Genomic DNA, 26,210 nt, shown 5'->3' with positions numbered 1-26,210 from the left:
GCAGTCGAGGGCCATGACGGCGGCCACTGCCCGCATCCGCAAGGCCTCCTGCGCGTCCGGCGACAACCGCCGCGCATCCCCCACCAGATTCGTCGCACCCAGACCGACGAGTCCGGAACCTTGCCGTTTCGGTTCGATGTCTCGACTTTTCAATCGAGTGGTGAATTCGGCAGTAGGCGGATGCCCGGCCTTCCTTCAGCCCTGGCCGATGCCGTCCAGGTCTATTCCAATTTTGTACATTTCGTTCCGGTAGTCCTTGTCGCAATCCGTCAATCTTGCTCTGATCCACCGCCGGGCAGAGGTTCCGGAGCATTTCCAGCGCCACTTCATCGCCTCGGCGGCGACTCGCTCCCTCTGGTGGCTCCTGTGCTCGGCGAGCGCCCCGGGAAAGCTGTGGCAAATATCCGAGATCATGGCAATCCGGGATATCGGATCGTTGTCGCTCGGTTCGTCGGGGTCGAGGTTCTCCACTCCTTGGAATACGCGGCCGTTCTCCGCCATGTAACGAATCTCCAGCAATCCGTTCGCCATGAGGCAGGACAGTGCGCCTGCCACCGTTGCCTGCCGAGGCGCTGTGCGCCCACGCCAGAATCCCACCATCGGTCAGTCCGCCCATTGTTCGTAGTTTCGAATACAAATGGGAGTGTCCCAGGTGATTATCCCCTCGTCGGTCCGCCTGTGATGATCCGCTGCCGCCTTCAGTAGATGGGCGCGATGATTGCCGTTCAGCATTGCCTTTTCCACTGTTCCGACGGTCAGGACGTCTCCAGGGCCGCTCTTTGGCGTGAAAACAGATGCCAGGAGTTCTTCTTGGTTCAACCCCTTCAGGGCGTCCATCTGTTCTCTGCTCTTCTTGGTCCCGCCGACGTCCCGGATTGTGATGCGGGTCAGGTCTGCGACTGTCGCGTTCGGAGCCGGCGGTTCCTCGTTCGCCTTCTTGGAGAAGCGCCAGATACCTGGCGGGCAGTTGTGAACGAGGACCGGAGTGGCGCCTGCCGACACGTAGTACGCGTGCTACGCGACCCCTCCCCATCTGCGTTTATTCAGGTAAACGGCGGTTTGGTGCTCCGCTGGCGTCCGTGGATGTACCCGGGTGTGCGTGGTTGTCGCCGTCAGCACTGCCGTCAGAGGTATAGACCATTGGCGTGGTTCGGGTGACACGTCGGCGTTCGCCGCGTCGGCTACTCGGCGCCGAGAATGCGTAGGCCGTGGTGGGCCTGGAAGTCCTCGTAGTCCTTGAGGTTGAGGGTGGCGAACGGACGAATCGTCACATCGGTCACGCCCACCAGCAACGATCACCAAGATCGTGTTACGAGTTCTTACACCAAATCGAGTCTCCACTGAGCCCAGGACGGTTTAGTGGCACCTCCAGATCGTTTTCCGAAAATCAGGAGGTAGCACCACGCATGGCTCTCAGTGCATCAACAGACCGCCGAAGCGTGTCCACCAATCTGGCAGCCTGCTGCCGAACCTCTTTGCGACCTTCAGGGCTCGCACTCTGCGGAGACAGAAGCGTTTCGAGGGGCTTCCACGCCTCAAAGACGAGACGTGTCTGCTCAAGCGCTTCCCCTGAAAGTCGCATAGCCATCTCCGCGTCGCCCTGCTTGGCCTGGTGGAGCCACGCCAAAACGAGCGATTGCTCCACGACGAAGCGACCTGTCCATTCTGAGATTTCAGCTCCGACAAGTTCGGACGAAAGGATCTTGATAGCCAGATTGTTTTCGATGGAGTTGGATGGGGTTAGCAGTTCCTCAGGAGGTTCCCATTCATCCGGAATTCCATCCAGCCATCCCCAGTTCGGCGGTAGTGACACTCCGCTCCTTTCTTCACCCGTGATGCTCAAGGAGCCACTCTGTCGCGCGCTTCGTGGTCTTAGGAAGCCCTTCGATTCCGCCGGCCTCGAGTACGTTCATGCAGTAGGTTACACAACTCTGCCTGCCGGGGGTGTATGGCGGGTACGTACCTTCGGCCGACCGACTGAATTGCCTTTCGATATATGCCAAGGCACCTTGAACTCGCGGTAGCTCTACTCGCACGTGGATGGTAAAGGGCGAAAGGATCTCACTGGGCGTTTCACCCGTAGTCGTGATGGTTCATCCTGATTGCCGGGGAGCTCGGGCTGCTGGCGTTCGGTGACGCTTGGGGTCCTGGTGGCAGGAGGGCCACTGTTGCGCCTATGTCCGCCGGAACTGCGCGGTTCCTCCTGTCTCATCCCAAGAAGTCGAGTCCACTGGCTTTTGTCTCTCGAGTGGCGCGAGTCCTGGGCAGCGCGGCAATCCCGCAGTATGCCGTTGTCATGACGGATCGTCGACCGTATCCGAGTGACCTGTCCGACGCCCGCTGGGCCCTGGTCGAACCCACCCTGACCGCCTGGCGCAGGGCCCGCACCGAGCGGGCCCTGGCGTTCGGCCGGCCTCCCGAGCACGAGCTGCGCGACCTGCTGGACGCGATCCTCTACGTCGACCGCACCGGCATTCCCTGGCGTTACCTCCCGCACGACTACCCGCCCTGGGAAACCGTCTACGCCTACTTCGCCCGATGGCAGAAGGAAGGCGTGTTCGAGCAGCTCAACGGGCTGTTGCGGCGCCTGGTCCGCACCGCCGAGGGCCGCAGTCCGGAGCCGACGGCCTGCATCGTCGACTCCCAGAGCGTGAAGACCTCCACGAACGTCCCCGCCTCCTCGCAGGGCGTCGACGCCGGGAAGAAGATCGTGGGCAGGAAGCGCAGCATCGTCACCGATACGATCGGCCTATTGCTGATGGTCCTGGTCACCGCCGCAAGTGTGCCCGACGGCACCGCCGGCCGACAGCTGCTGACCTCGGTGGCGGTCGAGCACCCCGCCGTCCGCAAGGTCTGGACCGACATGGGCTACAAGAACGCCGTCGTCGAACACGGCGCCACCCTCGGCATTGACGTCGAGATCGTCCGCCGCGACCCCGCCACCAGGGGATTCGTCGTCCAGCCCCGCCGTTGGGTCGTCGAGCGGACCTTCGGCTGGCTCGTGAACCACCGCCGTCTCGCCCGCGACTACGAAGCCCTCCCGGCCCGCTCCGAAGCCATGGTCCACGTCGCCATGATCAGCCTCATGACCCGCCGCCTCACCGGCGAATCAACCCCTACCTGGCGCGGAACCTGACCATCAGAATCCGGGGTGAAACGCCCAGTGAGGCACTCGACCGTGACGCTCCTCCTGGAACAGGGCGTCGAACTCGTCGTCATCAAGGAACTCCTCGGACACGCCCACATCGGCGTCACCGCCACCGTCTACGCACACGTCCGCCTCCGCCTCCAGCGCGACGCCATCGACCTCCTCGGCCGCGCCCTCCGCCATCCCCTGGAGGCCACCAGCGAACCCGACGACGGCGACGGCCCGCCGCTTTGTGCAGCACCCGTCCGCTGACGTTGCCGTCAACTACTGCCGTCAAGGCGTGAAGAAGCCCCACCGGGAATGCCCGGCGGGGCTTCTTGCCTAACTAATTCCCAAGCGAACTTCGCCTATTTTGCATTGCGGTCCAGTGCATGCGCCAAAAGGGATTTCCCTTCCGCTTCTTGCTCTGCATCCCAGTACTTTACGTGCCGCCAGCGCTCGTGGTCGTACTCGTCGTGCGACTGCCATGGGGATACCAGCGCCCACAGAGTATTCCATGCCCCCTGCACCTGCAGGCGTAGATACCTCTGAGCATCGATATCCTCAACTGTTTCCCTGGACAGGGGTAGCGCGTGCTGCAGCGTGCCCACTACATGAATCAGCGCCGCCCTTACGCTACGAGCCACCTGACGCTCGTCACTGCCGCGCTCCGCACGGGCGGGCCGTGCGGTTCGTGCAGTCAGGAACGAGTCGATCGCCTCTACGTCACCGATCGTGATGTCCGCGGCATAGACCAACCCACGCTGCTCCCGCTCAAGCATGCCCATGAGCTCTACCTCCATGCCGCACAGTTGAGACTGGATCCGCCAGGGATGGGCTAGTGAAGAGGAGATCACCTTTCCCAGATGGGTTCGTCATAGTCGAAATCAACCTCGCCCCATTCATCCTTCTTCCAGACCCTAGTCACATACTCCCAGGGTATCCCGCCATCGAAAGCGATTTCCCTTTCGTGCGGCGATGGGCTGAGGGAGCCAAGCTCCTTATTCACATCAATTCCGCCAGGCGCCCCGCTGATCTCATACACATACCCTTCTCTTCCGCCAAAGTAGGTCGCGGCTATATCGGCACTCTTCGAAGTTCCGACAAAGCGACTCTTGTTGCGGATATCGCTGGCGTAGTCGAGAAGCGACCTTTCGCTCGAAGGATCCTGAGGTATGAACCCCCCGGCAGCCTTAATCTCTTCCGGTGGCCGTGCATCGCCTCGATAAACAGGGTCATTGCAGTTATGCACCAGTACGGGCGTCGTCCCCGCCAGCACATAGTACGTGTGCTACGCGACCCCTCCCCACCTGCTTTCTCGCAGGTCAACGGTGGTTTGACGGTCCGTCGGCGTCCGTAGATGTGCGCTGAAGTCCGTGGTTGTTGCCGTCACTACTGCCGTCAGAGGTATAGACCAGTCGTGCTGTTGTCGGCCGCGCGCGTGATCCTACTGCCAAGCTCCGGGCTCGGCGCGGACGACGGTGCGGGTGGTCTGCTCGTACGACTGGTGGCCGGTCTGAGCGCAGTGTCCGGCGATCCAGCGCGTCAGCTCTTCCGGGGTGTGCAGCTCGCCGGACGCGGCTCCGCAGTCCTGTTCTTCGCCGGTGATGCAGACGGCTTCGAAGATCGGCAGCGCCAGGGGGTCAGGGTCGGTGGTCACGTTGTACTCGCGGAACCGGTAGCGGGTGGTCGTGCCCATCAGCGTGTCCTTTCATCTGGTATCGAAGGTCTGCTGCCGTGGAGACGTAGCGGACTTGGCCGTCACTGCTCGTCAGGTCGGGCACCCTCGGTCGCCTCCTGCGGGGCGGGGATGCGCTGCCCGCGTGAGTCCGCGATTCTGAGGGCATCCGACAGGGCCTCGGTCAGCCGGCAGGCCAGCCAGCGGTATTCGACGGCCGGCCGCGCGAGCGTTCCAGGCGCCAGGACGCCTCGGGCGTACTCCAACAGTTCCTCGCCCATGCCGATCTGCACGGTTTCGATGTCGTCGGCGAGGGTCGAGAGGTAGCCCCTGCCGTCGGTGCTCAGGTAGCAGGGGTTCCCGTCCGAGGTGGTCCAAGGGAGCAACCGAGGCCCCTCCCCTACGGACTCCGCACTCCCGTGAGGCAAGCGTTCCGCTTGGCTGCTGTTCTGGTTCATCGTGCCCGCCCGTGGTCGGCTCCGCTGTGACTGTTGATCAGGGTCCCCTTTGGCGCGAACCTTGCGGAGTAGCCAGCGTGTCTGCCTCTGTGTCTGCCAAGCTGGCCAGGTGAGGGAGACGGTCGGGGAACTGGTCAGGCGGCTGCGCCTGGCACGCGGTTGGAGTCAGCGGCGGCTGGCCGAGGCGCTGGCCGATGCTGCTCCTGAGCGCGTTCCTCCGACGCGCAACGACGTGTCCCGCTGGGAGATCGGCACGCGGTCCCCGCGCGAGTGGCTGCCCTTCCTCGCCCTGGTGCTGGAGGTGCCGCGCGAGCTGATGGAGGCGGCCAAGACCGTCCCACTGGCCGAGCCCGCGCCGCGTGTGCTGACCGTGGCCGACTTCCTGCCCGAGGGCGACCCGCTGTCCCTGCTGAGCGCCCGTACGGGCCGTCGGATCGGGGCTGGGCAGGTGGCCGACCTGGCTCAGCGGGTCCACGGCCTGCGGCTGGCCGACGACGTGGTGTACGGCAAGGACCTGATCGGCCCCGCCCTGCGGGAGCTGCGGGCGGCGGTGAAGCTCTACCGGGAGGGCACCCACACCGAGGAGGTGGGAAGCGAACTGCTTCGGGTCATCGGTGAGTTGTCTCAGATCGCCGGGTGGGTGGCCTCCGACGCGGGCGAGCATGCCGAGGCCGAGCGGATCTACCGGCTCGGCATGAGTGCGGCCCGTGCGGCGGGGGACGGGGTGCTGTCGGGGAACGTCGCGGGCTCGCTGGCCTACCAGTGGAGCAACACCGGACGGGCAACCGACGCGGTGCACCTGGCCCGCGCCGCCCTGGACAGCGCCGGGCCGGACGCCCCGCCCAAGGCTCGCGCGCTCTACCTGGACCGCGTGGCCTGGGCCCACACCCGCGCCGGGCAGGACCGCCCGGCGATGACCGCCCTCGGGGAAGCGGGCGAAGCGCTGGCCCAGGACTCGGCCGGCACCGAATCGCCGTCGTACCTGTACTGGATGGACGCCGGGGAACTCCAGGTCATGGAGGCCCGCGTCTACACCGAGCTGCACCGGCCGCTTCGCGCCGTACCGCTGCTGACGGACGTCCTGGGCCGTTACGACGCAAGTCACGCGAGGGAGTTGGCGCTGTACCTGTCCTGGCTGGCCGTGGCCTACGCCGACGCGAACGAGCCCGAGGCCGCAGCCGGGACCGCTGGCCGGATGCTCGCCCTGGGGCAGAGCGGCAGCGAACGCACCACCGAGCGCGCACGGATCGTGATGGACCGGCTGCGAGCGTTCCGCGACGTTCCCGAAGTCGCCGAGCTGCTGGCGTCCTGATCGTCCCGATCGCGCGGGGGTCGAGTTCGGACTGCTGCTTGCGGGCGTCTCGGCACTCGGCGGGCTTGCGCGCGCTCTGATCGCTCGGCACAGGAGCGGTCGGCGGGTCGGCGGGGAGCCTGCGCTGCGGAGTCGAGGCGGCGTCGGACATCGCCCACGGCGGGCCCGGTGGCGGGAGAGGGAGGGTCGGACTCCTGGCCGACCCTCTGCCCGCGATCCGACCGTAGGACGGTCGCAGGCGACAACTTGCTCCGCAAGGCGCAAGGAGTCCTTACCCCACAACTTGCTCCGATCCTGGGCAGTGCTGGGGTAAGCAGCGCTTACCCCACAACTTGCTCCCATCGGGCACCAGTCGAGCCCCGCTCACGACCCGGCGGACCGCTGACCGCCGACACCCGTGCAGACCTCGGGGTCGGTCCGACTCTGGCTCGGTCGGCGACGTCGGGCCACCTCCAGCGGGCGGGGCCCGCCTTGAACCTCGTAGAGAAAATCTGGACGCACAGCTCCAGCCCCTGGCCGTCCAGGGGCCGACGCGTCAGCAGCCTCGCTCGGTGCTGCCCGCTTCGAGGGCTTCGACGCGGGCACGCAGGGCGGTGAGCTGATCAAGCGTCTCGGCCAGTGCCAGCTCCAGCGCCTCGACGCGCGCCGCCGTCCCGCCGACGGGCGTGTTCCCCGCCGCCCCATTATCTGAGTCGCCGTCGGTGTCGGCGTCGGGGTGGGCGACGAAGGCTCCCTTGCCGGGGCGGGAGATCGCGTAGCCGTCCTGCTTCAGCAGGGCCATGGCCTTCTGCACGGACAGGCTGGAGGCCCCGTACTCCGCCATCAGCACGGCCTGCGTCGGCAGCGCGTCCCCGGGGTTCAGTTCCCCGGAGCGGATCCGCTCCCGCAGGGCCTCGGCGATGACCTCGAACGTCAGCAACACCGTGCCGCCCGCCGGTCTACGTCCCCGCCGCCCCACCGTCACCGCAGGTCACCCCGCTTTCTCCGCGCCTCTACCACCGAAATCCGGCCCGTCCAAAACGGAAGACCGGGGCCACAGTACTCGCGTCGCCACCGGCCACCGAAATAGATGAGGAGGGATGCACTTGAATGCGCACTTGAAGCGATGCTACCTTCACGCACCGCTGGTGAACACCACCGCTGACCAGGCCAGACGTCCCCGGCCCACCATCCGCGCCCGCCGTCACGCGCACCGTGCCCACGTGCGCCGATCACCCGGGTCGCCCCTCAATCGCCTCTCCTCTTCTCCCGACTCCTGCCGGAGGTCTGTCCCCATGCCCGCGCAGCTCCCACTCCTCACCCCCGCAACCACCTCCACTCACGCCGGCGCGGCGTTCGCCGCACCGGCGCACGACAGGAAGGCCGACGCGTCCGCAAGCAGGAACTCGGCGCTGGAACGCCGGGCGCGACTGACCGCCAGGCTGGCCAAGCTCGCCGCCGCCGGATACCTCGCACCCCTGGCCCGGCAGATCGGCTCACTGGGCGGCTGCGCCCGCCCGATCCGGATGACCGGACACCGCACCCGCCTGGACACCGCCACCGGCCAGATCCTCGACCACCTCGACACCCGCCACCTGCCCGCCGGCGAACTCCTGGTGCGCTGCGGCAACCGCCGCACCACCCGCTGCCCCGCCTGCTCCACCCTCTACCGCTACGACACCTACCAGCTCATCGCCGCCGGACTACGCGGCGGCAAGACCATCCCCACAACCGTCGCCACCCACCCCCGCGTCTTCGCCACCCTCACCGCCCCCGGCTTCGGCCCCGTACACAACCAACCCGGCACCGCCCCCTGCGCCTGCGGCACCCGGCACGCCGACGGCGACCCGCTCCTCGGCACGCCGCTGAACCCGCAGCGCTACGACTACACCGGCGCCGTGCTGTGGAACGCCCACGCCCCCGCCCTGTGGGCCCGCTTCACCACCCACCTGCGCCGCGAGATCGCCAAGGCCGCCGGACTGACCCAGCGCACCCTGCGCCACCACGCCACGCTCTCCTACGCCAAGGTCGCCGAATACCAAAAGCGCGGCCAGATCCACTTCCACACCGTCATCCGCCTCGACGGACCCACCGGCCCCGCCAGCACCCCGCCCGCCTGGGCCACCACCGAACTCCTCGACCACTCCGTCCGCGCCGCTGCCAAGCGCACCCGCGTCCAGCACCAACACCCCTCCCGGACCGGGGAGGCCGACCCGGCACAGCCGCCGGAGCCCTCGGTGTTCGGGTTCGGGCGGCAGATCGACGTCCGCGCCATCCGCAGCACCGACTTCACCGGCGACGCCCCCGTCACCGACCGCCACGTCGCCGCCTACATCGCCAAATACGCCACCAAGGGCGCCGAAACCACCACCGGCACCCTCGACCGCCGACTCCGCTTCCTCGCCGAACTCGCCCAGCACGACCTCACCGACCACGCCCGCCGCATGATCCACACCGCCTGGCACCTCGGCACCCAACCCCAGCACACCCACCTCCGCCTGCGCCAGTGGGCCCACATGCTCGGATTCCGAGGCCACTTCTCCACCCGCACCCGCCACTACTCCACCACCCTCACCCACCTCCGAGCCGAACGCACCGCCTGGCGCACCAGCCGGTCCGACGCGCCGGGGGCGGCCTCGGCGTCGGCCGAGCCACAGCCCGGTCAGGTGACCGACCGCCGTCCGGTCGGTGACCGGCCCGGTCACTCCACCGACCTGACCGCCGGCCACCGATCCGGTCACGGTCAGCACCCCGGTCACTCCGCCGGTCACCGCGACAGCACCGGTCAGCGCGGGGTCTCGGGCTCGACGCTGGTGATCTCCCACTGGCAGTACGCAGGAACGGGTCTGCTACCCGAACTCACCCACCTCTCCGCACTCCTCGCCGAGAGGCGACCGACACATCGCAAGAGCCCGAACCGAATCCGCCGGCCGCTACAACCCGGTCACTCCGCCGGTCAGCCGGTCGGTCACCCGATGAGGGCTGCCCTGACGGGAGCAGTCGCATGACCACCGCCACTGAACTCCTCACCGTCCCCCAGGTCATGGAACGCCTCCAACTCGGCCGCACCGCCGTCTACGACCTGCTCCGCTCCCACCAGCTCCCCTCCCTCACCCTCGGCCGCGCCCGACGCATTCCGGCCCACGCGCTCACCGAACTCATCCGCACCCAACTCGAACAGGAAGCAGCCTGATGACCACACCCCGCAAGAACCGCGCCAACGGCGAAGGGACCATCTACCAGCGCAAGGACGGCCGCTGGGAAGCCGCCGGCTACGTCCTGGCCACCGACGGCAGCCGCAAACGCGTCCGCGTCTACGGCACCACCCGCAAGGAAGCCGCCGTCAAACTCACCGAACGCATCGCCGCCAGCAACCAGGGCCGACCCGTCGCCGCAGCCGACAGCACCGTGGCCGCCTACCTCACCTACTGGCTGGACAGCGTCGCCGTCCACCGCCTCCGCGAGAACACACACACCCGCTACCGCACCTGCGCCCGGCTCTACGTCATACCCGGCCTCGGCCGGAAGAAGATCGCCCATCTCACAGCCAAGGACATCCGCACCTGGCTCGACCGGCTCCGCACCACCTGCCAATGCTGCTCCCGCGGGCTCGACAAGCAGCAGGGCTGCTGCGCCATCGGCCAGTGCTGCAACAAGCGCTTGTCCCCTCTCACCGTCACCTACGTGCACTCGGTCCTCAAGTCCGTCCTGGAGCACGCCGTCCGGGAGGACGAGCTGCCGCGCAACGTCGCCCGGAACATCAAGGCTGGAACGCCGCGGCCCCGCCGCTTCGAACCGCTCACCGTCGCCGAGGCCCGGCGCTTCCTCGCGTCAATCGAAGGCCACCGGCTGCAGGCCCTCTTCGACCTCGCGCTCCGCACCGGACTGCGCAAGGGCGAACTGCTCGGCCTGCGCTGGGAAGACCTCGACCTCGACGGCGGCACCGCCAGCATCCGCCGCACCCTCCAGCGCACCCCCACCGGCGGCCTGACCACCCTGCCCACCAAGACCGTCAGCTCCGAACGCCGCATCGCCCTCCCCACCGAATGCATTCACGCCCTCAAGCGCCACCGCGAACAACAGGACCGAGAGCGCGAGACCGCCGGCGCGGCCTGGACGGACAGCGGGCACGTCTTCACCTCGCCCAACGGCTCACCCACCGACCCGTCAACCCTGACCCGACACTTCACCGCGCTGTGCCGGGCGGCCAGGCTTCGCCGCATACGGTTTCATGATCTCCGACACACCGCCGCGACCCTGCTCCTCGAACGGGGCGTCGAGCTCGTAGTGATCAAGGAGCTACTCGGCCACTCCCACATCGGCGTCACCGCCTCGGTGTACGCCCACGTCCGCCTCCGCCTCCAGCGCCAGGCCATCGACACTCTCGGCGACGCCCTCCGAGCCGCCGAGAGCCCTGACGATCCGCCACGTGCAGAACCCGTCCGCTGACGTTGCCGTCAGCGTTGCCGTCAAGGCGGCCAGATGCCTCGCCGAGCGACTGCCTCGGCGGGGCATCTGCCTATCCGCCGCGACCAAGGGAAAGGGAGAACAGTGGATATCCGGTCTGCCCGCTCATCTGTGCACCAGCTCGACCTCTGAGCATACGAAGAGCAACGACCAGACAACAACTGCCCCCAGCAGCCCCAGCCTGGCGGAACATGGCGCATACTGTGGAGGTGGAAGAGCTCCTTAATGTCACCAGCGACAGTCTTATCCGATTCTTGACACGATGGTACGGTGAGCCGGATCTCCCCGCTGCCGTAGATCTGTCAGTAGTGAATGAGATGCCAATCCCTTTGCGGACGTGGCACGAAATCACTTCCCGCTGGTCGGCAGGGGTGACGTCTTTCAATTACCCGGTCGGGCCGCACGAGCTAGAACTCGAAGATGGCAAACTGGTCTTCTGGGTCGAGAATCAGGGCTGCTGGACATGGGCTACGTCTCCAGATGGGGACGATCCACTCGTGTTCGATCGGCAGTCAAGTGCAGATCCAGATCCATGGACCTCAACAGGCGAGACGCTGTCTGAATTTCTCCTTCAGGCCACGGTATTCGAGGCAATCCTCGGAGCAACCAACCTGTGGAGTGCGGAGAATGTCACCGGCGATCAGCTGTCGCAGATCCTGACGGGCTTTCGCCCCCTCCCCCTGCCGAACTGGAGGTGGCCTGCGCCCGATGTCAGGATCCTGGTAGGTAGGGATCTGCTGGCCGAGGCGTCTGTGAGCATGAACAGTGATCCAGCTACCGAACGTCCAAGCTTCGACGTGTCGATCGCTGCACCATCGCCAGAGCTTTTGGCACATCTCGCCAACGTGCCAGACGTCGCCTGGAGAGTGCGTCCGGCAGCCTCCAGCCATGGAGGATCCGCCGTTGAGCCGATCCCTGACTTTCTACGCTAGGCGACGCTGAAGCAAGGGCCAAGCAAAGTCGTCCAAGCCAACAAAAATGGCCCTCCCGGTCGAAAGTTCGACCGGGAGGGCCATTTTTATATCACTTGCAGTTAGCGTTCATTACCAGTGAACATCCTAGTCTCCCTGCCGGGCGCGATCACCCACATTTTGACTCCCTCGGGGAGCATATCTTCCAGGCCACCCGCACAGTACGGGCAGACTCCAAACTTATTGTCGATATACAGCACGGCCTTTCGAATTCCCGGGTTCATCCTCAGGAACGCAGCAGCGTGAGTCTCGACGTGATCAAAGTTCTGCTTGGTCCGCCCGGGGAGATCTGAAAGCAGTTGAGATTGACCATCTGGACCACTTGAGATAGGCAGCCGATCGCCACCCACGTCCAGAATTCCGGTTGTCCTTCGGGGATAGTCCTTCGGAAGGTCAGCAGTGGCACCAGGGAGATCGCAAACTCCACCATTGCTGTTATGGACGAGGACCGGCGTATTTCCCGCGAGCACATAGTACGTGTGGATGTCGGCGACGGTGAGGTTGCGGACGGTGGCTTGCTGGGTCCAGCGTTTGACGGCGGTGATCTGGACGTGGGTGCCGGCGCTGGTCTGGAGCCACTGGCCGGGTTGGAGGTCGGTGGCGTCGGTCCACTGGCCGGTTTCGGGGGTCCAGAAGGGGTGGTGGTCGGTGGCGGTGATGGTGGCGGTGGTGGTTCCGGCGAGGCCGTCGGTGTCGACGGTGATTTCGACGAGGTTCTTGGTGCCGGTGCCGATGATGGTGGCGAGGACGGTGTGGGCTTCGGTGGTGCCCTGTTCGGGGTCGGTGGCGAGGACCTGGTCGCCGACCTGGACCTGGTCGATGGGTTGGGTGGTGCCGTCGGCCATCTGGACGGGTGTGTCAGGGGTGAAGCTGTTGCTTTCGCAGGCGGTCGGTACGTTCGGCCCGTTGGAGTCGGGTGTGCCCTTCTTGGCGATGAGGTTGCGGAACTCGTCGGCTTTGCGGGAGGCGTAGGCGGCCGCGTCGTCGGCCCACTTGAGGAGGGACCTGGCTTCGGCGAGGCGCTTGTCGAAGGCCCGGTAGGCGTCGTAGGCCTTTTCGAGGGCCTTGATGACCTTCTTGGCCTTGAAGATCTTGCTCCAGGGGATGGCACCCATGATCATCGAGGCGCAGGCACCGATGGATCCCTTGGTGAAGCAGTCGCGGATGTCGTTGATGCCGAGGACTTCCATGAGGATCTCGCCGCCGGCTTCGACGATGACGTCGACGAGGGTCATCTTCTGGATCTTCTTGGCTTCTTCGACCTTCTCGGCCGGGGGTGCCGGGATGGGCGGCTCGCCGCCGATGTCGTCGCTGCCGCCGTAGTCGATGGAGCGCATCAAGCCGCTGGGGTCGCTGCTGGAGACGGGCGCGTTGTTGGCGTAGGCGTAGGCGTTCAGCGCCTGTGGGTCCGAGGGGTTCAGGACCGGGTCGACGGAGATGAAGCGGCCGGTGGCGGGGTCGTACTCGCGGGCGCCGAGGTGGGTGAGGCCGGTGGAGTCGTCCTTGGTGCCGCCGACGAAGCCCTTGCTCCCGGGCCACAGGGTGGGCGGGGTGCCGCGGTCGGCGCCGAAGGGGGTGGTGCTGCGGCGGGTGACGGTGCCGGTGGCGCTGTCGACGGCCAGTTGGGCGGTGCCGTGGTGGTCGGCGATCTGGATGGAGATCTTGCCGTCGCAGGTGCGGACCAGGGTCGGGGAGGTGCCGTGGCTGTAGTAGCGGGTGCCGCAGACGGTGCCGGTGGAGCCGGAGCCGGTGAGTTTGAGTTCGGTGTTGCCGAGGTAGAGCGTGACCCCGTCGGGGGCGCGCTTGAGCAGGCGGGTTCCGTCGGCGTCGTACAGGAAGGAGGTGGTCCCGGTGGCTCCGGTGACCTTGGCGAGGTGGCCTTCGGCGTCCCATTCGAGGGTCTGCTCGGAGCCGGAGACGCGGCGGGTGATCTGGTTGCCGGCCTCGTCGTAGACGTACTCGTCGAGGCGCTGGCCCGCGGGGCCGGTGGAGGTGGTGGAGGTGGAGGCGTGCGGCCGGGGGCTGCCGGGGGCGGGGTAGGCGTAGGCGCGGCCGATGTCCTTGGTGGTGTCACCGGCGGGGTCGTGGACGGTTTCGGAGAGCCGGTTGCCGGTGACGTCGAAGCCGTAGGTGTTCCAGTAGGCGTCGGGTCCGCCAACGGTGGTGGCGGCGTTCTGCGGGGTCGGGGTGGTGGAGCAGTCGGTCCTGGCCGTCCAGGCGGCGGTCATGCGCTGCAGGTGGTCGTAGCGGAAGCACTGCTGGTCGACGGCCCCGGTGTCGGCCTTCTCCTTGATGCCGGTGACGTTCCCGGCGTCGTCGTAGCTGTAGCTGGTGGCGGAGATCTCCGGGACGGTGCCGGTGGTGCGGGAGACCACGGAGTCGGTGAGGCGGCGGGTGCCGTCCTCGTAGTAGTAGGCCTGGGTGATCGGGTTGGCCGCGGTGCCGACGACGTGGGACAGGATTTCGCCGCTGTCGCTGTAGACGGTGGAGCGGACGTAGGGGCTCGCCCCGGAGAGGCTGCTGGGCTGGCCCATCGCCGTGTAGCCGTAGCCGAGGTTCTCCAGCGGCAGCCCGCCGGCCTTGGGCAGGAGCGTGGAGGACAGCGCGCCGGTCGAGCTGTAGGCGATCGTCGTGCTGTACGTGTTGGCCAGGAGTTCCTCGCCCGCGACGGACGGGACGGTGACCTTGACGCCGAGGGGGGAACCGGCGGCGTTGTAGCCGGTGACCGCGGTGGTGTAGGAGGCTCCGCCGCTGATGCGGGTGGAACTGGCGGGCAGGCCGAGGCCCTTGGTGGCGGTGTCGTAGGCCCAGGTGGCGAGGGTCGTCCCGGTGCCGTCCTGCAGGGAGGTCTTGCGGCCGAGGACGTCGTATTGGGGGGTGAGGACCCGGCCCCGGGCGTCGGTGGTGGACAGGAGCCGACCGGCGAAGTCGTAGGTGCTGGTGGTGGTGCCCTTGTCGGGGTCGGTGGTGACGGTCGGTCGGCCCCTGAGGTCGTAGGTCCAGCTCCAGGTGTTCTGCCCGGTGGCGTCGGTGACGGAGGCCTGCTTACCGCGCTTGGTGTAGGTGAAGCGGGTCGCGTCGTAGTCGGTCTCGGGCGCGTCGATCGCCGGGACGGCGCTCTGGGAGTGGTACTGGCGCAGCTCGGTGGGTCGGCCGGTGGCGTCGGTGAGCGTGAGGGTGCGGGTGCCGCCGGTGGGCGGGATGGTGGTGGTCCAGTTGCCGCCGTAGAGGGTGCGGGTGCGCCACTTCTCCACGCCGCCGGTGTAGGTGATCTCGTCGGTGGGGCGGCCCTGGCCGTCGAAGAGGAAGCCGTTCTGGGCGGGGATCTCGTTGTCGGGGATGTTGCCGACGGCCGTTCCCGCGGGGGCTCCGCTCACGAGGTGCGGCGGGTTGGTCTGGACGACCTGGCCGAGGGAGTTGTAGTAGGTGTCGCTGACGTTGCGGTTGGTGACGGTGGTGCTGGTGGACTTCGCACCGGGTTCCTGGCTCTGGCGGGCGCGTCCGAGTCCGTCGAAGATCTGGTAGGAGGTGCGGTAGCCACCGGCCTCCAGGCGGGTCGAGGTGCTGGAGGAGATGTCGTCGCTGACGTCGTTGGCGCCGTTGACGGGGAGGCCGTAGCCGAACTTGCTGCTGGGCTCGGTCGGGTGGGCGGCCTTGGTCCACAGCGGGCTCCAGACCTTGGCGAGGCGTCCGACCGCGTCGTACTCGAGGTCGGTGCGGTTGCCGTTGGCGTCTTGGGAGGCGATCTGGTCGCCGCGGAGGCCGTCGAGGTAGGCGACGCTGGTCAGCCACTTGGTGGCGGGCCGGTCCAGGGGGGCCTTGGTGGTGATGGAGGTGGCCAGGCCGCCCGGGTTGGTCGTGTAACTGGTGAGGGTGGTGTCGCCGTAGGAGTCGGTACTGGACTCGGGGCGGCCGTAGGCGTCGTAGGTGGCCTGGGTGAGGGTCTGGTACTGCGGGCTCTGTCCGCTGTAGGAGGCGACTTCCTCGGTCCTGGTGGCCAGGCCGCGGCCGGGGGCGGCCGTCAGGCTGGTGGAGCCGTCGTAGTAGATCCGGGCGTCCTGGACGGCGTCCTGCGGGTAGACCGGCGTGGTGGCGCAGTCGACCGCGACCTTCTCGGTGCGGTAGGGCTTGTCCTTGATGCGGCCGCTGGAGTCGGTGAACCAGAAGCGGGTGCAGGAGTCGTCGTCCGAGCGGGTCGGGTCGCCCTCGTCGTTGACCTGGGTGGTGCGGCCGAGGCTGTCGAAGGACTTGGACAGTTCGGTGCGCTGCCAGGCGGTGGCGCCGGCGGAGCTGGTGGTGGTCAGGGTGTACGAGACGGTCCTGGCGGTGTCGCGCTGGTAGGCGTTCAGCGCCCCCGGGGCGCCGGGGCGGTTGCGGGTGGCGGTGGGGGCGGATCGGTAGGGCTCGGTGGAGACGCTGCCGGTCGGGGTGCCGTTCTCGCCGGAGTAGGTGACCGTCTCGCGCTGCGTCCCGGCGAGGCCCTCCTCGTCGGCGATCGCCACGCCCTGGGAGTCGGCGACCGAGGCGCTGCGGGTGCCGTTGGCGAGCTTGTCGCCGTTCATGCCGCGGAAGTAGACCGTCTCGGTGCGGGTGGCCCTGTCGCCCTGCGCGGAGTCACCGGTGACGGTTCGGACGCGGCCGTAGCCGCGGAAGTCGTTCCAGGTGCGGTCGGCGTCGTCGGCGGTCTCGGAGGTGTCGTAGTGCCAGGCGGCGCCGCCGAGGTACTCGTAGCGGACGGTGGTGCTCCTGGCGCCGACGAGGCGGTCGGTCTCGGTGACCTGGCGGACGACGTACTTGTGGAAGAAGTCGTCGGCGGCGATCTGGGACTGCGGGGGCGTCCAGTGGACGGGGTAGCAGCGCAGGGTGTTCTGGTCGAGCGCGGTGGGCATCACCGCGGGGGCGTCGCGGCGGCACTCGGGGTCGGAGTAGGTGACGTCGATCTGGCCGCCGGTGTCGAGGCCGACGGCGGTGATGCGCAGGCGGGCCAGGTAGGGCAGTTGGTCGGTGGTGGCGCTCCCGGTCACGCGGTTGGCCATGGGCGTGCCGACGAACGTGGTGCGCGGGAGCTTGACCTCCGCTCCGGTGATGCCGGTGCCGGCGGCCTTGCCGGTGCGGGTGATCGAGTTCAGCCACAGGGCGGGGGCGAAGCCGTCGTTGGCGCTCTTGAACTCCTGGTCCAGGGCCCAGCTGTCGACCGGCTGGTAGGCGGTGCCGTTCCAGACCTGGGTGGAGATGCCGGTCAGCCGCTTGCGGTTGAAGAAGGACGGCGTGTGCTGCGTGCAGGTGGCAGTGGAGCAGACCTGGTCGAACGGCACGTCGGGCCAGTTCGCCGCGTGCGCGGAGTCGAAGGTGCCGCAGTCGGCCGTGCAGCGCTCGCCGGTGCTGAAGAACACCTGGGCGGGGGCGGTGGCGTAGAGGTTGTCGGAGCGCAGCCCGTAGTCGATCCGCTCCAACTGGCCGCCGCGTACGTACGAGGACGGAGTGGTACCCATGTTGGGCGCGTAGCTGTTGGTCTCGGCCGCGTAGTAGTACGACATGGCGCTGCCGTGCACGTCCTCGACCAAGTCGAGGTTCCACCGCCAGGCGAGGTTCGCGCACTGGGAGGCGGCGTAGGTGGCCGCGTGGCACGGTTCGCCCGGGTGGTTGCCGTAGACGGGCTCGGTGAACACCGCCTGGGTCTCGCGCTTCCCGGAGGCCCACCCCGGCAGGCGGCCCGCGCCGAAGGTGTAGCGGGTGCCGTCGGTGGTGGTGACGACCCAGTGCTCGCCGCCGTAGGCGCCGTTGGCCGCGCCGGACTTGAGCTCGACGCTCGATCCGTCGTCGCTCGCGGGCTTCCACTTCTGCGTGGCGTCGTCCAGGACGAGTTCGGTGGTGCGCCCGTTCAGCGACATCGCCACGACCGGACCGGCGTAGCACAGGTCGCCGGTGTCGGCGGTGTTGTTCGGGCTCTGCCCGGCGGGGTTCTTGCCCTTGTCGTCGGCGCACTGCCTGTAGCGGCGCTCGACGTAGCCGCCGGTGCCCAGTTCCCAGCCGTCACCGACCGTGGAGGCCTGGCTGTTGGTGGCGGCCGTGCGGCCGTCCACCGATCCGGAGGAGTACGTCAGCCCGACCTGCGGGGAGGGGCCGCCGAGCGAGGGCGGCATCTCGAACGGGTACGAGTAGGTGAAGTCACCCGCCGACCCGCCGGACTGCCACGAGCCGGACGGCGCCAGCGAGGTGGCGCTGTACGTGCCGCCGGGGCCCGCTGGGGCTGCCTCCGCCGCCAGCAGCATCACACCGGAACCCGCGGAGGCCGCCGCACGGGAACCGCCGTCCGCGGCAGGGGCTTCCGTCGCTGCCGCGAGGTCGACCTCGGCGCTCAGCTTCGACTGCGCCACCGAGTTGGACGACTTGAGCGGCGTGCGGGTGCGGCACTCGGCCAACTCCGGTGTGGTGAGGGCGCACGCGGGAAGCTCGACCAGCGTCAGCCGTGACGCCCAGTCGCCGCCGTAGGCGTCCTTGAAGGACGAGTAGTCGACCTCGGCCGCCACCCGGCCCGCCGCCGCGGCGCCGTCGGTGCGCGACACCCCGAACAGGACACCGTGGACGCCGGCCCGCTCGGTCGCCGAGCGGTCGGCCATCGTGACCTTGACCTTGGAGACCTGGGCCTTGACCGCGCCCCCGGCCTGCGGCGCGGAGATCCGCACCGGCAGCGATCCGGCCTGCGACGCGACCGGCCGCGCCCCCGGGGCAGGGCTTGCTGCAGTCTGCAGGTCCACCTCGGCCGACCGGGCGTCAGGCCACTGCACGGACGAGGCCCCCGGCCACCTGTTCTCAGCCAGCCGTGCGGCGTCGAACGGCTTCGAGGCGATGGGGCTGCCCTTGAGCGGCCGGTCCTGCTGCAGCTCACGGGCCTTGGCCGACTGTTCGGCCAGGGACGGAACCGGGGAAAGAAGTGAAACGCCCAGTGCCAGAACGACCGACGACGCAAGAGTCGCCAGTCTTCGGTGGCGCAATGGTGCCCCCGATATCCCAGATTTCCGGTACGTCCTCATGGCGGACCCGGGCATGTCTGCACCCCCCAGACGGATTAGCGGCCGATGGAATCTATCAGTCCTTCTTTCCTCTTGGAAAGGTAAAAGACCGCGGTCCCCACATGCATCCAACTCAAGCCAATGCCAGGCAAGTTGGCATGATCTCACGCAAAACTGACATAGCGTCATGCCCCCTGCGAATGCGGGCACCGGCTGACAGAAGGTCATGGGTCGCCAGCTTTGGGAGCCCGGCCCACCAATCTGCATAAAAGTTCTCCTGCTCATATTCGCGCATGGCCTGACGGGGGGCACTAGTACTCTGGCCGCAGTCACCCGTATTTCTCATAAGGAATGTGCATGAGATTCACGAGAAGAAATGGGAAGCCGATATCCGCGCTCACGGCGAGCGGCTTGCTGCTCGCCCTTCTGACGCTTCCCGCGGCACCCGTCCTGGCTGCCGACAGTTCGACCGAGGAGCAGAGCGCCCAACAGCGCGCCGCGGCGACCGGGCAGCCGGTCGAGATCCTCAACGCGCGCACCGAGACCAGCGAGCAGGTCGTCAACCCCGACGGCAGCCATACGCTCACCCAGCACCTGCGACCTGTCCGGGCCCGCAAGGGGGGAGAGTGGGCGCCGATCGACGCTACGTTGGAGGCCGCAGGCGACGGAACGGTGAAACCTGCCGTGTCCACCGTCGACGTGTCCTTCTCCAACGGCGGATCGGCTCCCCTGATCACCCTCGCCAAGGGCCCGCGGAAACTGAGCATCGACTGGCCCGAGCCCCTGCCCGCCCCCACCCTCGACGGCCCCACCGCCACCTACGCGGTCCTGCCCGACGTCGACCTCAAGGTCACCGCCACCGGCGACGGCTACACCCAGGTCCTGGTCGTGAAGACACGTCAGGCCGCGCTCGACCCGAAACTGGCCTCCCTCAAGTTCGACCTGAACACCCAGAACGTCCAGGTCTCCACCGGCCCCACCGGCGGGCTGCAGGTCACGGACGCCTCGGGCGCCACCGTCTGGGCGGGACCGGGCGCCCTGATGTGGGACTCCCGCGGTGACTCCGGTGCCGCCGATCCCTCCACCGATCCCTCCGCAGCAACCTCCACGGCAGCCGTGGCCGCATCCGCGGAGGGCGACACCACCACCCCTCCGGAGCTGACCGGCATCCCCGCGGAGCAGGCACCGGACCCCACCGACCGGACCGCCCCCGTGCCGATGACCGTCGCCGGCACCACCCTGGAGGTCACACCGGACCAGAGCCTGCTGACCGCCGCCGACACCGAGTTCCCGCTCGTGATCGACCCCTCCGTCACCGCCTTCGGGCGGCAGGTCTGGACCCGGGTGGAGAAGGCGTTCCCCAACCAGCCCTACTGGAACGCCAACGACATCGCCCGCGTCGGCCACGAGACCGAGGACGGCATGACCAGCCGCTCGTTCTTCCAGATGGACACCTGGGCCTTCACCCGGCCCGGCGTCCACGTCACGGACGCCAGGTTCGAGATCGTCGAAACCCACTCCTGGAGCTGCAGTGCGCGCCCCGTCGAACTCTGGTGGACCGGCGCGATCAACTCCTCGACCACCTGGAACAACCAGCCCGGCTGGATCGGCCGTTCGGACACCCAGGACGTGGCCCACGGCAACGAGAGCAAGGGCTGCGGCGACGACTGGGTCAAGTTCAACGCCTGGAACGCCGTCGCGGCCGCCGTCCAGGCCCAGTCGTCCAACCTCACCCTCGGCCTGCGCGCCAGCGACGAGAACGACACCTACGCCTGGAAGAAGTTCGACAACAACCCCCGGCTGGTCGTCACCTACAACTACCCGCCCAACAGCCCCACCAACTACGGCACCAACCCGTACACCGCCTGCGCGACCACCGCGGCCGGCGCGACAACCCTAGGGGCGACCACCGCCACCAACCCGATCCAGCTGCAGGCGACCGTCAGCGACCCGCAGGGCGACCAGGTCCGGGCCCACTTCTGGCTCACCAACGCCGACACCAACGCCCAACTGACCGAATGGACGTCCGGCTTCGTCAACAGCGGAACACCCGTCAGCTTCGCCGTTCCGAGCAACCTCATCCCCACTGACCGCCCCGTCAGCCTCCGCTGGCAGGTCCGGGCAGAAGACGGCTCCGACGCTTCGCCCAGCGTGCCCGCCACGCCCTGCCACTTCAAGGTCGACCCGGTCGGCCCCAAGTACCCGCCACTGGCCGCGTCCCCCGAGTACCCGCAGCAGCAGTTCGGCGCACCCGCCGGCACCGCCACCAAGTTCACGCTCGACGGCAGGGGCGACCCCGACATCGTCGGCTACCGCTACTCGTACGACAGCGACGCCCTCGGCCAGACCGTCAGCACCACCGCCGGGGCCAAGGTGACGCTCCCGGAGTTCAAGCCCATGAGCGCCGGACTGCACACGCTCTACGCGGTCGGCGTCGACACCGCCGGCAACCGCTCCTCCACCACCGCCTACCGCTTCTACCCCGTGCGCCCGGCCAACGCCCCCAAGGTCCCCGGCGACCTCGACAACGACGGTTACGTCGACCTCATCGGCACCGCGAACGACGAGGAGAAGCTCTACCTCTACAAGGGCACCGCCTCCATCGACCCCGCCACCACCCTCGTCACCACCGGCTTCACCCGCAACACCGACCCGCTGAGCGCCGACCTGCCGCCGTGGACGAACGCGCTGATCGCCCGCGGCGGCGACTTCGTCAACGACGGCATCGCCGACACCCCGCCCGCCGGCCAACCGCGCCAGAGCTGGGACGACGGCACCGAGGACGTCCTGGCCCTCCAGCCCGACATCTCCAACGACCCCGCGCTGCGCACGCTCTACCTCTACGCCAACGACGGCGGCGGCCCCGAAGCGGGAGCCGTGCGCTTCCAGAGCACCCTCGGCACCCCGGTCACCGACCCCAAGGTCGGCGGCGCCGCCTTCGGCTGGAACGACGTCACCCAACTCGCCACCGCGGGCGACATCGGCACCTCGCCCACCGACACCGCCAAGGACGGTAACCCCGACCTGCTCGTCGTCGCCACCGACAAGCTCTACGCCGTCTACGGCCGACCCTGCACGACCGAAGGCGACTGCACCTTCAGCCAGCCCCAGGAGATCGGCATCAGCGGCTGGAACAGCATGCAGATCCTGCGCGCCACCGACCTGACCGGCGACGGCAACCCCGACCTGATCGCCCGCAACAAGACCTCCACCACCGACGGACTGCGGATGTACCCCTACTCCGCCACCAACGGACCTGTCGGCCTCGGCATGGGCAGCACCCGCGTCGCCATCGGCACCATCGGCTGGGACACCGCCGCCCTCCCGACCCTCACCGCGCCCGGTGACATCGACCTCGACGGCAGGATCGACCTCGTCGGCACCACCAACACCGGCAGCATGCGCTTCTGGCACGGCAACAACGCCGCCGGCTTCGCCAGCTCACTCACCGGCAGCATCACCGGCATCGGCAACAAGTGCGTCGACGTCACCAACTCCCAGACCCAGGTCATCCTCTTCACCTGCAACGGCGGCAACAACCAGCACTGGACCTGGAACAACAGCACCCTCACCACGCTCGGCAAGTGCCTCGACATCGAACACCCCGCCAACTCCAACCCGCTCGCGCTCATCGCCACCTGCACCGGCTCCGCCAGCCAACGGTGGGAAGCCCTCCCCAACGGCAACCTGCGCAACACCGGCTACAACCAGTGCCTCGCCTCACCGGGCTCCAGCACCGCCGACCTCACCCGCCTCATCCTGTGGAACTGCGCCGACTACACCGACCAGAAGTGGCAGGCCCCCATCCAACTCGGCCCGCGCGAAACCCTCACCGGAGGCTGGCTCACGACCGCCGAACTCGCATGACCCCCATCGTCTAGCCCACCCGGGCCCTCCGGCGCGGCCAGGAACCGGTGCCGTCCGTCAGATCGCAACGGCCGTTCCGTCTCGGGGAGTTACCCGCGAGACGGAACGCCCGGACTTGCCTCACGGCTGAGCCGAATCCGCCATAGAGGACGGCGGCGAGGAATGCGGTGAAGCCCGTGACCAGGTGCTCCCACCGGGACACCGGTTTTCCCTTCTCGCGGATGCCGAGGGCGTCCGCCCCGCTGCCCGGGGCGTGTCGGGGCCGATACCGGCGCCTCCGCGGGCGGTCTGCACCGGCGGGGGATCATGGTGCGTCAGCGTGTGGTCCTGGATGCCCCTTCGGGGTGGTCGGTCGAGTGGAGCGGGGAACGGCATGAAGGTCGGGTTCGGGTGGAAGCTGCACGGGGACGGGCGGGCGCCGCGGCCCGGGGCGGTGGTGCGGCCGGACGAGCGGCTGTCGTGGGGGCGGACGGTCGGGCTCGGGGCGCAGCACGTGGTGGCGATGTTCGGGGCGACGTTCGTCGCCCCCGCAGAAGCATGATGAGACCGAAGTCCGATAGTAACTCGCCGCTTTACTGTTCCCAGGCAGAGCGCGAGGTCTCAGAGGGCGTTAAGTCCCATTCTTGATGGTTTGGCGTCGCTCGATCGTGGGGGTGGCTGCAGTTCCGGGGTGCCTGCCGGATCGTGGGTGGTGCCATGGCGGCTATGGGACGACGTGCGTATCCGAGTGATCTGACGGATGATCAGTGGACCTTGATCGAGCCCGTGATCACGTCGTGGAAGCAGAGGCGGGTGGCGCGACCGGCGATGCGGGCTCGTGTGATCTGCGGGAGGTCGTGAACGCGCTGTTCTACCAGAACCGGACCGGTTGCCAGTGGCGCTACCTCCCGCACGACCTACCGGCCTGGTCGGCGGTGTTCTACTACTTCACCCTGTGGCGCCAGGATGGTCTGGACCAGCAAATCCAGGAACTGCTGCGCTGCCAGGTGCGCGAGCGGGCCCGCCGATTAGAGGACCCGTCCCTGGTGATCATCGACACCCAGACGCTGCGGGCGGCGGCCGCCGTGCCGAAGAGGACCACGGGACTGGACGCGGCCAAGAAGACGCCCGGTCGCAAGCGCGGGCTGGCCGTGGACGTACTGGGCCTGGTCATCGGCGTGGTGGTCCTGGCCGCCTCCGCCCACGAGAACACCGCCGGTATCGCCCTGCTGGACCAGGCGGCCGGGCGCTGCGGCAACCGCCTGGAGAAGGTGCTGGTGGACCAGGGCTTCAAGGACGCCGTGATCATCCACGGCGCACTGCTGGGCATCACGGTCGACGTCGTGCGCCGCAATCCTGCGGATCGAGGGTTCGTGCCGCAACCCAAGCGGTGGGTGGTCGAGCAGGTCAACGGCACCCTGATACTGCACCGGCGGCTGGTGCGCGAGTACGACCACCGGCCCGAGAACTCCGCCTCCCGCGTCTACTGGGCCACCACGGCCAACATGGCCCGCCGGCTCACCGCCCCCACGCCGGCCTGGCGCGAGACCGAGTGCGTCGCATGAACGTCACCGAACTCCTCAGCCAGCTCCAAGCCGGGCAGGACCTGGCCACCGCGCACGTCGACAGCCTGCAACGACAGCTCGACGACCTCGCGGCAGCCCTCGCCCAGGCCCAGACGCACCTCGCGGAGCTGCAGACCGCGCGCAAGATCGTCGAAGGTCTCGTCCAGCCCGGGAACGAGCCGCAGACCGCCGCGACACCGGACTCCTACCAAAGGCTCCTGACCGTCTTCAACGACCACCCCGGGCAGCCGTTCCGCCCCCGTGAGTTGCACGAACTGCTCGAACTCCCCACCGACGAAGCCTCGGTGAACATCACCCGGAGCCGTCTCGGCAGACTCGTCCGCCAAGGCACCCTCACCCAACCCGGACGAGGCCTCTACCAAAAACGGACTTAACGCCCTCTCAGGTCGTGCCCGGCAGTGCTTCGAACGGCTTCTCCCTCCATACGGACCGCTGGCGATCTGCGGAGTCCGCTGACGCCCACGCAGAGGCCAGCGGGTTCGGCGCCGTTGACCGGTGGCCTCGGTGGTGCGGGCGATGGACGTCGACCGCACCACCACTCAGTAGCGCCGGCTGCTATCCCTCCAAGGGGGCCGGTGGCTCCCGTCCTGGCCGAAGTAGCGTGCGCTTCTTCAAGCGCGGTTTCCGACATCGGAGCTTCTTCAAACGGCCTGCTCTGCGGCCGGGGGATCATGGTGCGGTTAGCGTACGGCCCCGGAGCTCGGCGCCGGGGTGGTTCAGTCGAGTGGAACAGGGAGCGGCATGAAGGTCGGGTTCGGGTGGAAGCTGCACGGGGACGGGCGGGCGCCGCGGCCCGGGGCGGTGGTGCGGCCGGACGAGCGGTTGGCGTGGGGGCGGACGGTCGGGCTCGGGGCGCAGCACGTGGTGGCTATGTTTGGGGCAACTTTTGTTGCCCCAATTTTGATGGGGCTGGACCCGAACCTCGCGGTGATGGTGTCGGGTGTGGCGACGGTGTTCTTCCTGCTGGTGACGCAGGGGCGGATCCCGTCCTACCTGGGCTCCAGCCTGTCGTTCGTCGGCGTGGCGGCGGTGATCAAGACGCAGGGCGGGGACGCGGCGACGCTGACGGGTGCGCTGCTGGTGGTGGGTGCGGTGCTGGCGGCGTGCGGGGCGGTGGTGCAGGGGTTCGGGGCGAAGGTGATCCACGCGGTGCTGCCGCCGGTGGTGACGGGTGCGGTGGTGATGCTGATCGGCTTCAACCTGGCGCCGGTCGCGGCGGGGACGTACTGGCCGCAGGACCAGTGGACGGCGCTGCTGGTGATGGCGTTCACGGCGCTCGCGCTCGTCGTGCTGCGCGGGTTCTGGTCGCGGATCGCGATCTTCCTGGGGCTGGTGTTCGGGTACGCGGTGTCGTGGCTGTTCGACCGGGTCTTCGGGCGGATCGACTCGCCGGTGGGCGGCGGCGCGGCCACCGAGCACTGGCGCCTGGACCTGTCGGGCGTCGGCAGGGCGGACTGGATCGGCCTGCCGTCCCTGCACGCGCCGAGCTTCTCGGCGTCCGCGGTCCTGGTCGCGCTGCCGGTGGTGGTGGCGCTGATCGCGGAGAACGCCGGGCACGTGAAGGCGGTCTCCGAGATGACGGGCGACCCGCTGGACGACCGGATGGGCACCGCGATCATGGCGGACGGCGCGGCGACGGTGCTCTCCACCGCGGTGGGCGGCCCGGCGACGACGACGTACGCGGAGAACATCGGCGTGATGGCGGCGACCCGGGTGTACTCGACGGCGGCGTACTGGTGCGCGGCCGGCTTCGCGATCCTGTTCGGTCTGTGC

19 protein-coding genes and 2 pseudogenes are annotated in these 26,210 nt (G+C 68.1%); 12 read left to right on the top strand and 9 right to left on the bottom strand.

The genetic code is table 11. The features are described 5' to 3' along the window. Positions 1-195 precede the first annotated feature (195 nt). The 3 genes from OO57_RS24115 to OO57_RS44065 all read right to left on the bottom strand — a co-directional run bounded on the left by OO57_RS24115 (position 196) and on the right by OO57_RS44065 (position 1,843). Positions 196-531, bottom strand: coding sequence for a hypothetical protein (locus tag OO57_RS24115; protein WP_033254722.1), 336 nt, complete (start codon positions 529-531; stop codon positions 196-198). Positions 532-603: 72 nt separating this feature from the next. Further along, positions 604-837, bottom strand: a complete 234-nt coding sequence (locus OO57_RS44070) for a hypothetical protein (protein WP_158715209.1) — start codon at positions 835-837, stop codon at positions 604-606. Between the two features lie 550 nt (positions 838-1,387). Further along, positions 1,388-1,843: a hypothetical protein gene (locus OO57_RS44065; RefSeq protein WP_158715208.1), complete on the bottom strand. Its 456-nt coding sequence runs from the start codon at positions 1,841-1,843 to the stop codon at positions 1,388-1,390. A gap of 453 nt (positions 1,844-2,296) precedes the next feature. Between OO57_RS44065 and OO57_RS24110 the strand changes: the two genes are divergently transcribed. Both OO57_RS24110 and OO57_RS41415 read left to right on the top strand, forming a co-directional pair. Further along, the gene (locus tag OO57_RS24110) at positions 2,297-3,136 is read left to right on the top strand and encodes an IS5 family transposase (RefSeq protein WP_033254721.1); all 840 of its coding nucleotides are present in this window, start codon (positions 2,297-2,299) and stop codon (positions 3,134-3,136) included. A gap of 42 nt (positions 3,137-3,178) precedes the next feature. Next, positions 3,179-3,400, top strand: coding sequence for a hypothetical protein (locus OO57_RS41415; protein ID WP_081973913.1), 222 nt, complete (start codon positions 3,179-3,181; stop codon positions 3,398-3,400). Positions 3,401-3,495: 95 nt separating this feature from the next. On the opposite strand, the gene OO57_RS24100 is transcribed toward OO57_RS41415, so the two are convergent. The 4 genes from OO57_RS24100 to OO57_RS24090 form a co-directional block, all read right to left on the bottom strand. Continuing rightward, positions 3,496-3,930: a hypothetical protein gene (locus OO57_RS24100; RefSeq protein WP_033254719.1), complete on the bottom strand. Its 435-nt coding sequence runs from the start codon at positions 3,928-3,930 to the stop codon at positions 3,496-3,498. A gap of 50 nt (positions 3,931-3,980) precedes the next feature. After that, the gene (locus OO57_RS41410; RefSeq protein WP_081973912.1) at positions 3,981-4,406 is read right to left on the bottom strand and encodes a scabin-related ADP-ribosyltransferase; all 426 of its coding nucleotides are present in this window, start codon (positions 4,404-4,406) and stop codon (positions 3,981-3,983) included. Positions 4,407-4,574: 168 nt separating this feature from the next. Continuing rightward, on the bottom strand, positions 4,575-4,826 hold the full coding sequence (locus OO57_RS24095; RefSeq protein WP_033254718.1) for a hypothetical protein: 252 nt from the start codon (positions 4,824-4,826) through the stop codon (positions 4,575-4,577). A 62-nt stretch (positions 4,827-4,888) separates the two neighbouring features. Beyond that, positions 4,889-5,191: a hypothetical protein gene (locus OO57_RS24090; RefSeq protein ID WP_324606795.1), complete on the bottom strand. Its 303-nt coding sequence runs from the start codon at positions 5,189-5,191 to the stop codon at positions 4,889-4,891. Between the two features lie 304 nt (positions 5,192-5,495). On the opposite strand from OO57_RS24090, the gene OO57_RS24085 reads away from it, so the two are divergent. Beyond that, positions 5,496-6,575 carry a transcriptional regulator gene (locus OO57_RS24085; protein WP_234337482.1) on the top strand — a complete coding sequence of 360 codons (1,080 nt, stop codon included), beginning with the start codon at positions 5,496-5,498 and terminating at the stop codon, positions 6,573-6,575. A 535-nt stretch (positions 6,576-7,110) separates the two neighbouring features. Here OO57_RS24085 and OO57_RS24080 read toward each other — a convergent pair. Beyond that, positions 7,111-7,497 carry a winged helix-turn-helix domain-containing protein gene (locus tag OO57_RS24080; protein WP_051778173.1) on the bottom strand — a complete coding sequence of 129 codons (387 nt, stop codon included), beginning with the start codon at positions 7,495-7,497 and terminating at the stop codon, positions 7,111-7,113. Positions 7,498-7,849: 352 nt separating this feature from the next. Here OO57_RS24080 and OO57_RS24075 point away from each other — a divergent pair, with 352 nt between their 5' ends. From OO57_RS24075 to OO57_RS44060, 4 genes are all read left to right on the top strand, one after another. Then, positions 7,850-9,562, top strand: coding sequence for a replication initiator (locus OO57_RS24075; protein WP_033254714.1), 1,713 nt, complete (start codon positions 7,850-7,852; stop codon positions 9,560-9,562). After that, positions 9,559-9,747, top strand: coding sequence for a helix-turn-helix domain-containing protein (locus OO57_RS24070; protein WP_033254713.1), 189 nt, complete (start codon positions 9,559-9,561; stop codon positions 9,745-9,747). Before OO57_RS24075 ends, OO57_RS24070 begins: the two co-directional genes overlap by 4 nt. After that, positions 9,747-11,003, top strand: coding sequence for a tyrosine-type recombinase/integrase (locus tag OO57_RS24065; RefSeq protein WP_033254712.1), 1,257 nt, complete (start codon positions 9,747-9,749; stop codon positions 11,001-11,003). The genes OO57_RS24070 and OO57_RS24065 overlap by 1 nt, the downstream gene beginning before the upstream one ends. 227 nt (positions 11,004-11,230) lie before the next feature. Further along, the gene (locus OO57_RS44060) at positions 11,231-11,953 is read left to right on the top strand and encodes a hypothetical protein (RefSeq protein WP_158715207.1); all 723 of its coding nucleotides are present in this window, start codon (positions 11,231-11,233) and stop codon (positions 11,951-11,953) included. A gap of 101 nt (positions 11,954-12,054) precedes the next feature. Here the strand turns inward: OO57_RS44060 and OO57_RS46905 are convergent, their stop codons facing one another. Further along, positions 12,055-18,678 carry a polymorphic toxin-type HINT domain-containing protein gene (locus OO57_RS46905; RefSeq protein WP_051778172.1) on the bottom strand — a complete coding sequence of 2,208 codons (6,624 nt, stop codon included), beginning with the start codon at positions 18,676-18,678 and terminating at the stop codon, positions 12,055-12,057. A 738-nt stretch (positions 18,679-19,416) separates the two neighbouring features. On the opposite strand from OO57_RS46905, the gene OO57_RS24055 reads away from it, so the two are divergent. The 5 genes and pseudogenes from OO57_RS24055 to OO57_RS24040 all read left to right on the top strand — a co-directional run. Then, a complete protein-coding gene (locus OO57_RS24055; RefSeq protein ID WP_033254711.1) occupies positions 19,417-22,872 on the top strand; it encodes a ricin-type beta-trefoil lectin domain protein in 3,456 nt (1,151 codons plus the stop codon). A gap of 373 nt (positions 22,873-23,245) precedes the next feature. Further along, positions 23,246-23,401: pseudogene (locus OO57_RS42845) on the top strand (nitrate reductase); the annotation flags it as partial. Positions 23,402-23,577: 176 nt separating this feature from the next. Beyond that, positions 23,578-24,416 (top strand): annotated as a pseudogene (locus OO57_RS38590) (IS5 family transposase). Continuing rightward, positions 24,413-24,811 carry a type IV toxin-antitoxin system AbiEi family antitoxin domain-containing protein gene (locus OO57_RS24045; RefSeq protein ID WP_199811313.1) on the top strand — a complete coding sequence of 133 codons (399 nt, stop codon included), beginning with the start codon at positions 24,413-24,415 and terminating at the stop codon, positions 24,809-24,811. Before OO57_RS38590 ends, OO57_RS24045 begins: the two are co-directional and overlap by 4 nt. 367 nt (positions 24,812-25,178) lie before the next feature. After that, positions 25,179-26,210 (top strand): uracil-xanthine permease family protein (locus OO57_RS24040; RefSeq protein WP_033254726.1); only part of this gene is annotated, 1,032 nt, incomplete at its 3' end.

It is taken from the genome of Kitasatospora phosalacinea, from assembly GCF_000717185.1.
GTDB classification, from domain to species: Bacteria; Actinomycetota; Actinomycetes; order Streptomycetales; family Streptomycetaceae; genus Kitasatospora; species Kitasatospora phosalacinea_A.
This window is presented reverse-complemented; position numbering and strand designations above follow the sequence as displayed.

Coding starts and splice junctions, on each gene's coding strand:
- OO57_RS24110 (WP_033254721.1), top strand. CDS start 2,297: ATGACGGATCGTCGACCGTATCCGAGTGACCTGTCCGACGCCCGCTGG.
- OO57_RS24095 (WP_033254718.1), bottom strand. CDS start 4,826: ATGGGCACGACCACCCGCTACCGGTTCCGCGAGTACAACGTGACCACC.
- OO57_RS44070 (WP_158715209.1), bottom strand. CDS start 837: ATGGACGCCCTGAAGGGGTTGAACCAAGAAGAACTCCTGGCATCTGTT.
- OO57_RS24115 (WP_033254722.1), bottom strand. CDS start 531: ATGGCGAACGGATTGCTGGAGATTCGTTACATGGCGGAGAACGGCCGC.
- OO57_RS24065 (WP_033254712.1), top strand. CDS start 9,747: ATGACCACACCCCGCAAGAACCGCGCCAACGGCGAAGGGACCATCTAC.
- OO57_RS24100 (WP_033254719.1), bottom strand. CDS start 3,930: ATGGAGGTAGAGCTCATGGGCATGCTTGAGCGGGAGCAGCGTGGGTTG.
- OO57_RS24070 (WP_033254713.1), top strand. CDS start 9,559: ATGACCACCGCCACTGAACTCCTCACCGTCCCCCAGGTCATGGAACGC.
- OO57_RS24045 (WP_199811313.1), top strand. CDS start 24,413: ATGAACGTCACCGAACTCCTCAGCCAGCTCCAAGCCGGGCAGGACCTG.
- OO57_RS24075 (WP_033254714.1), top strand. CDS start 7,850: ATGCCCGCGCAGCTCCCACTCCTCACCCCCGCAACCACCTCCACTCAC.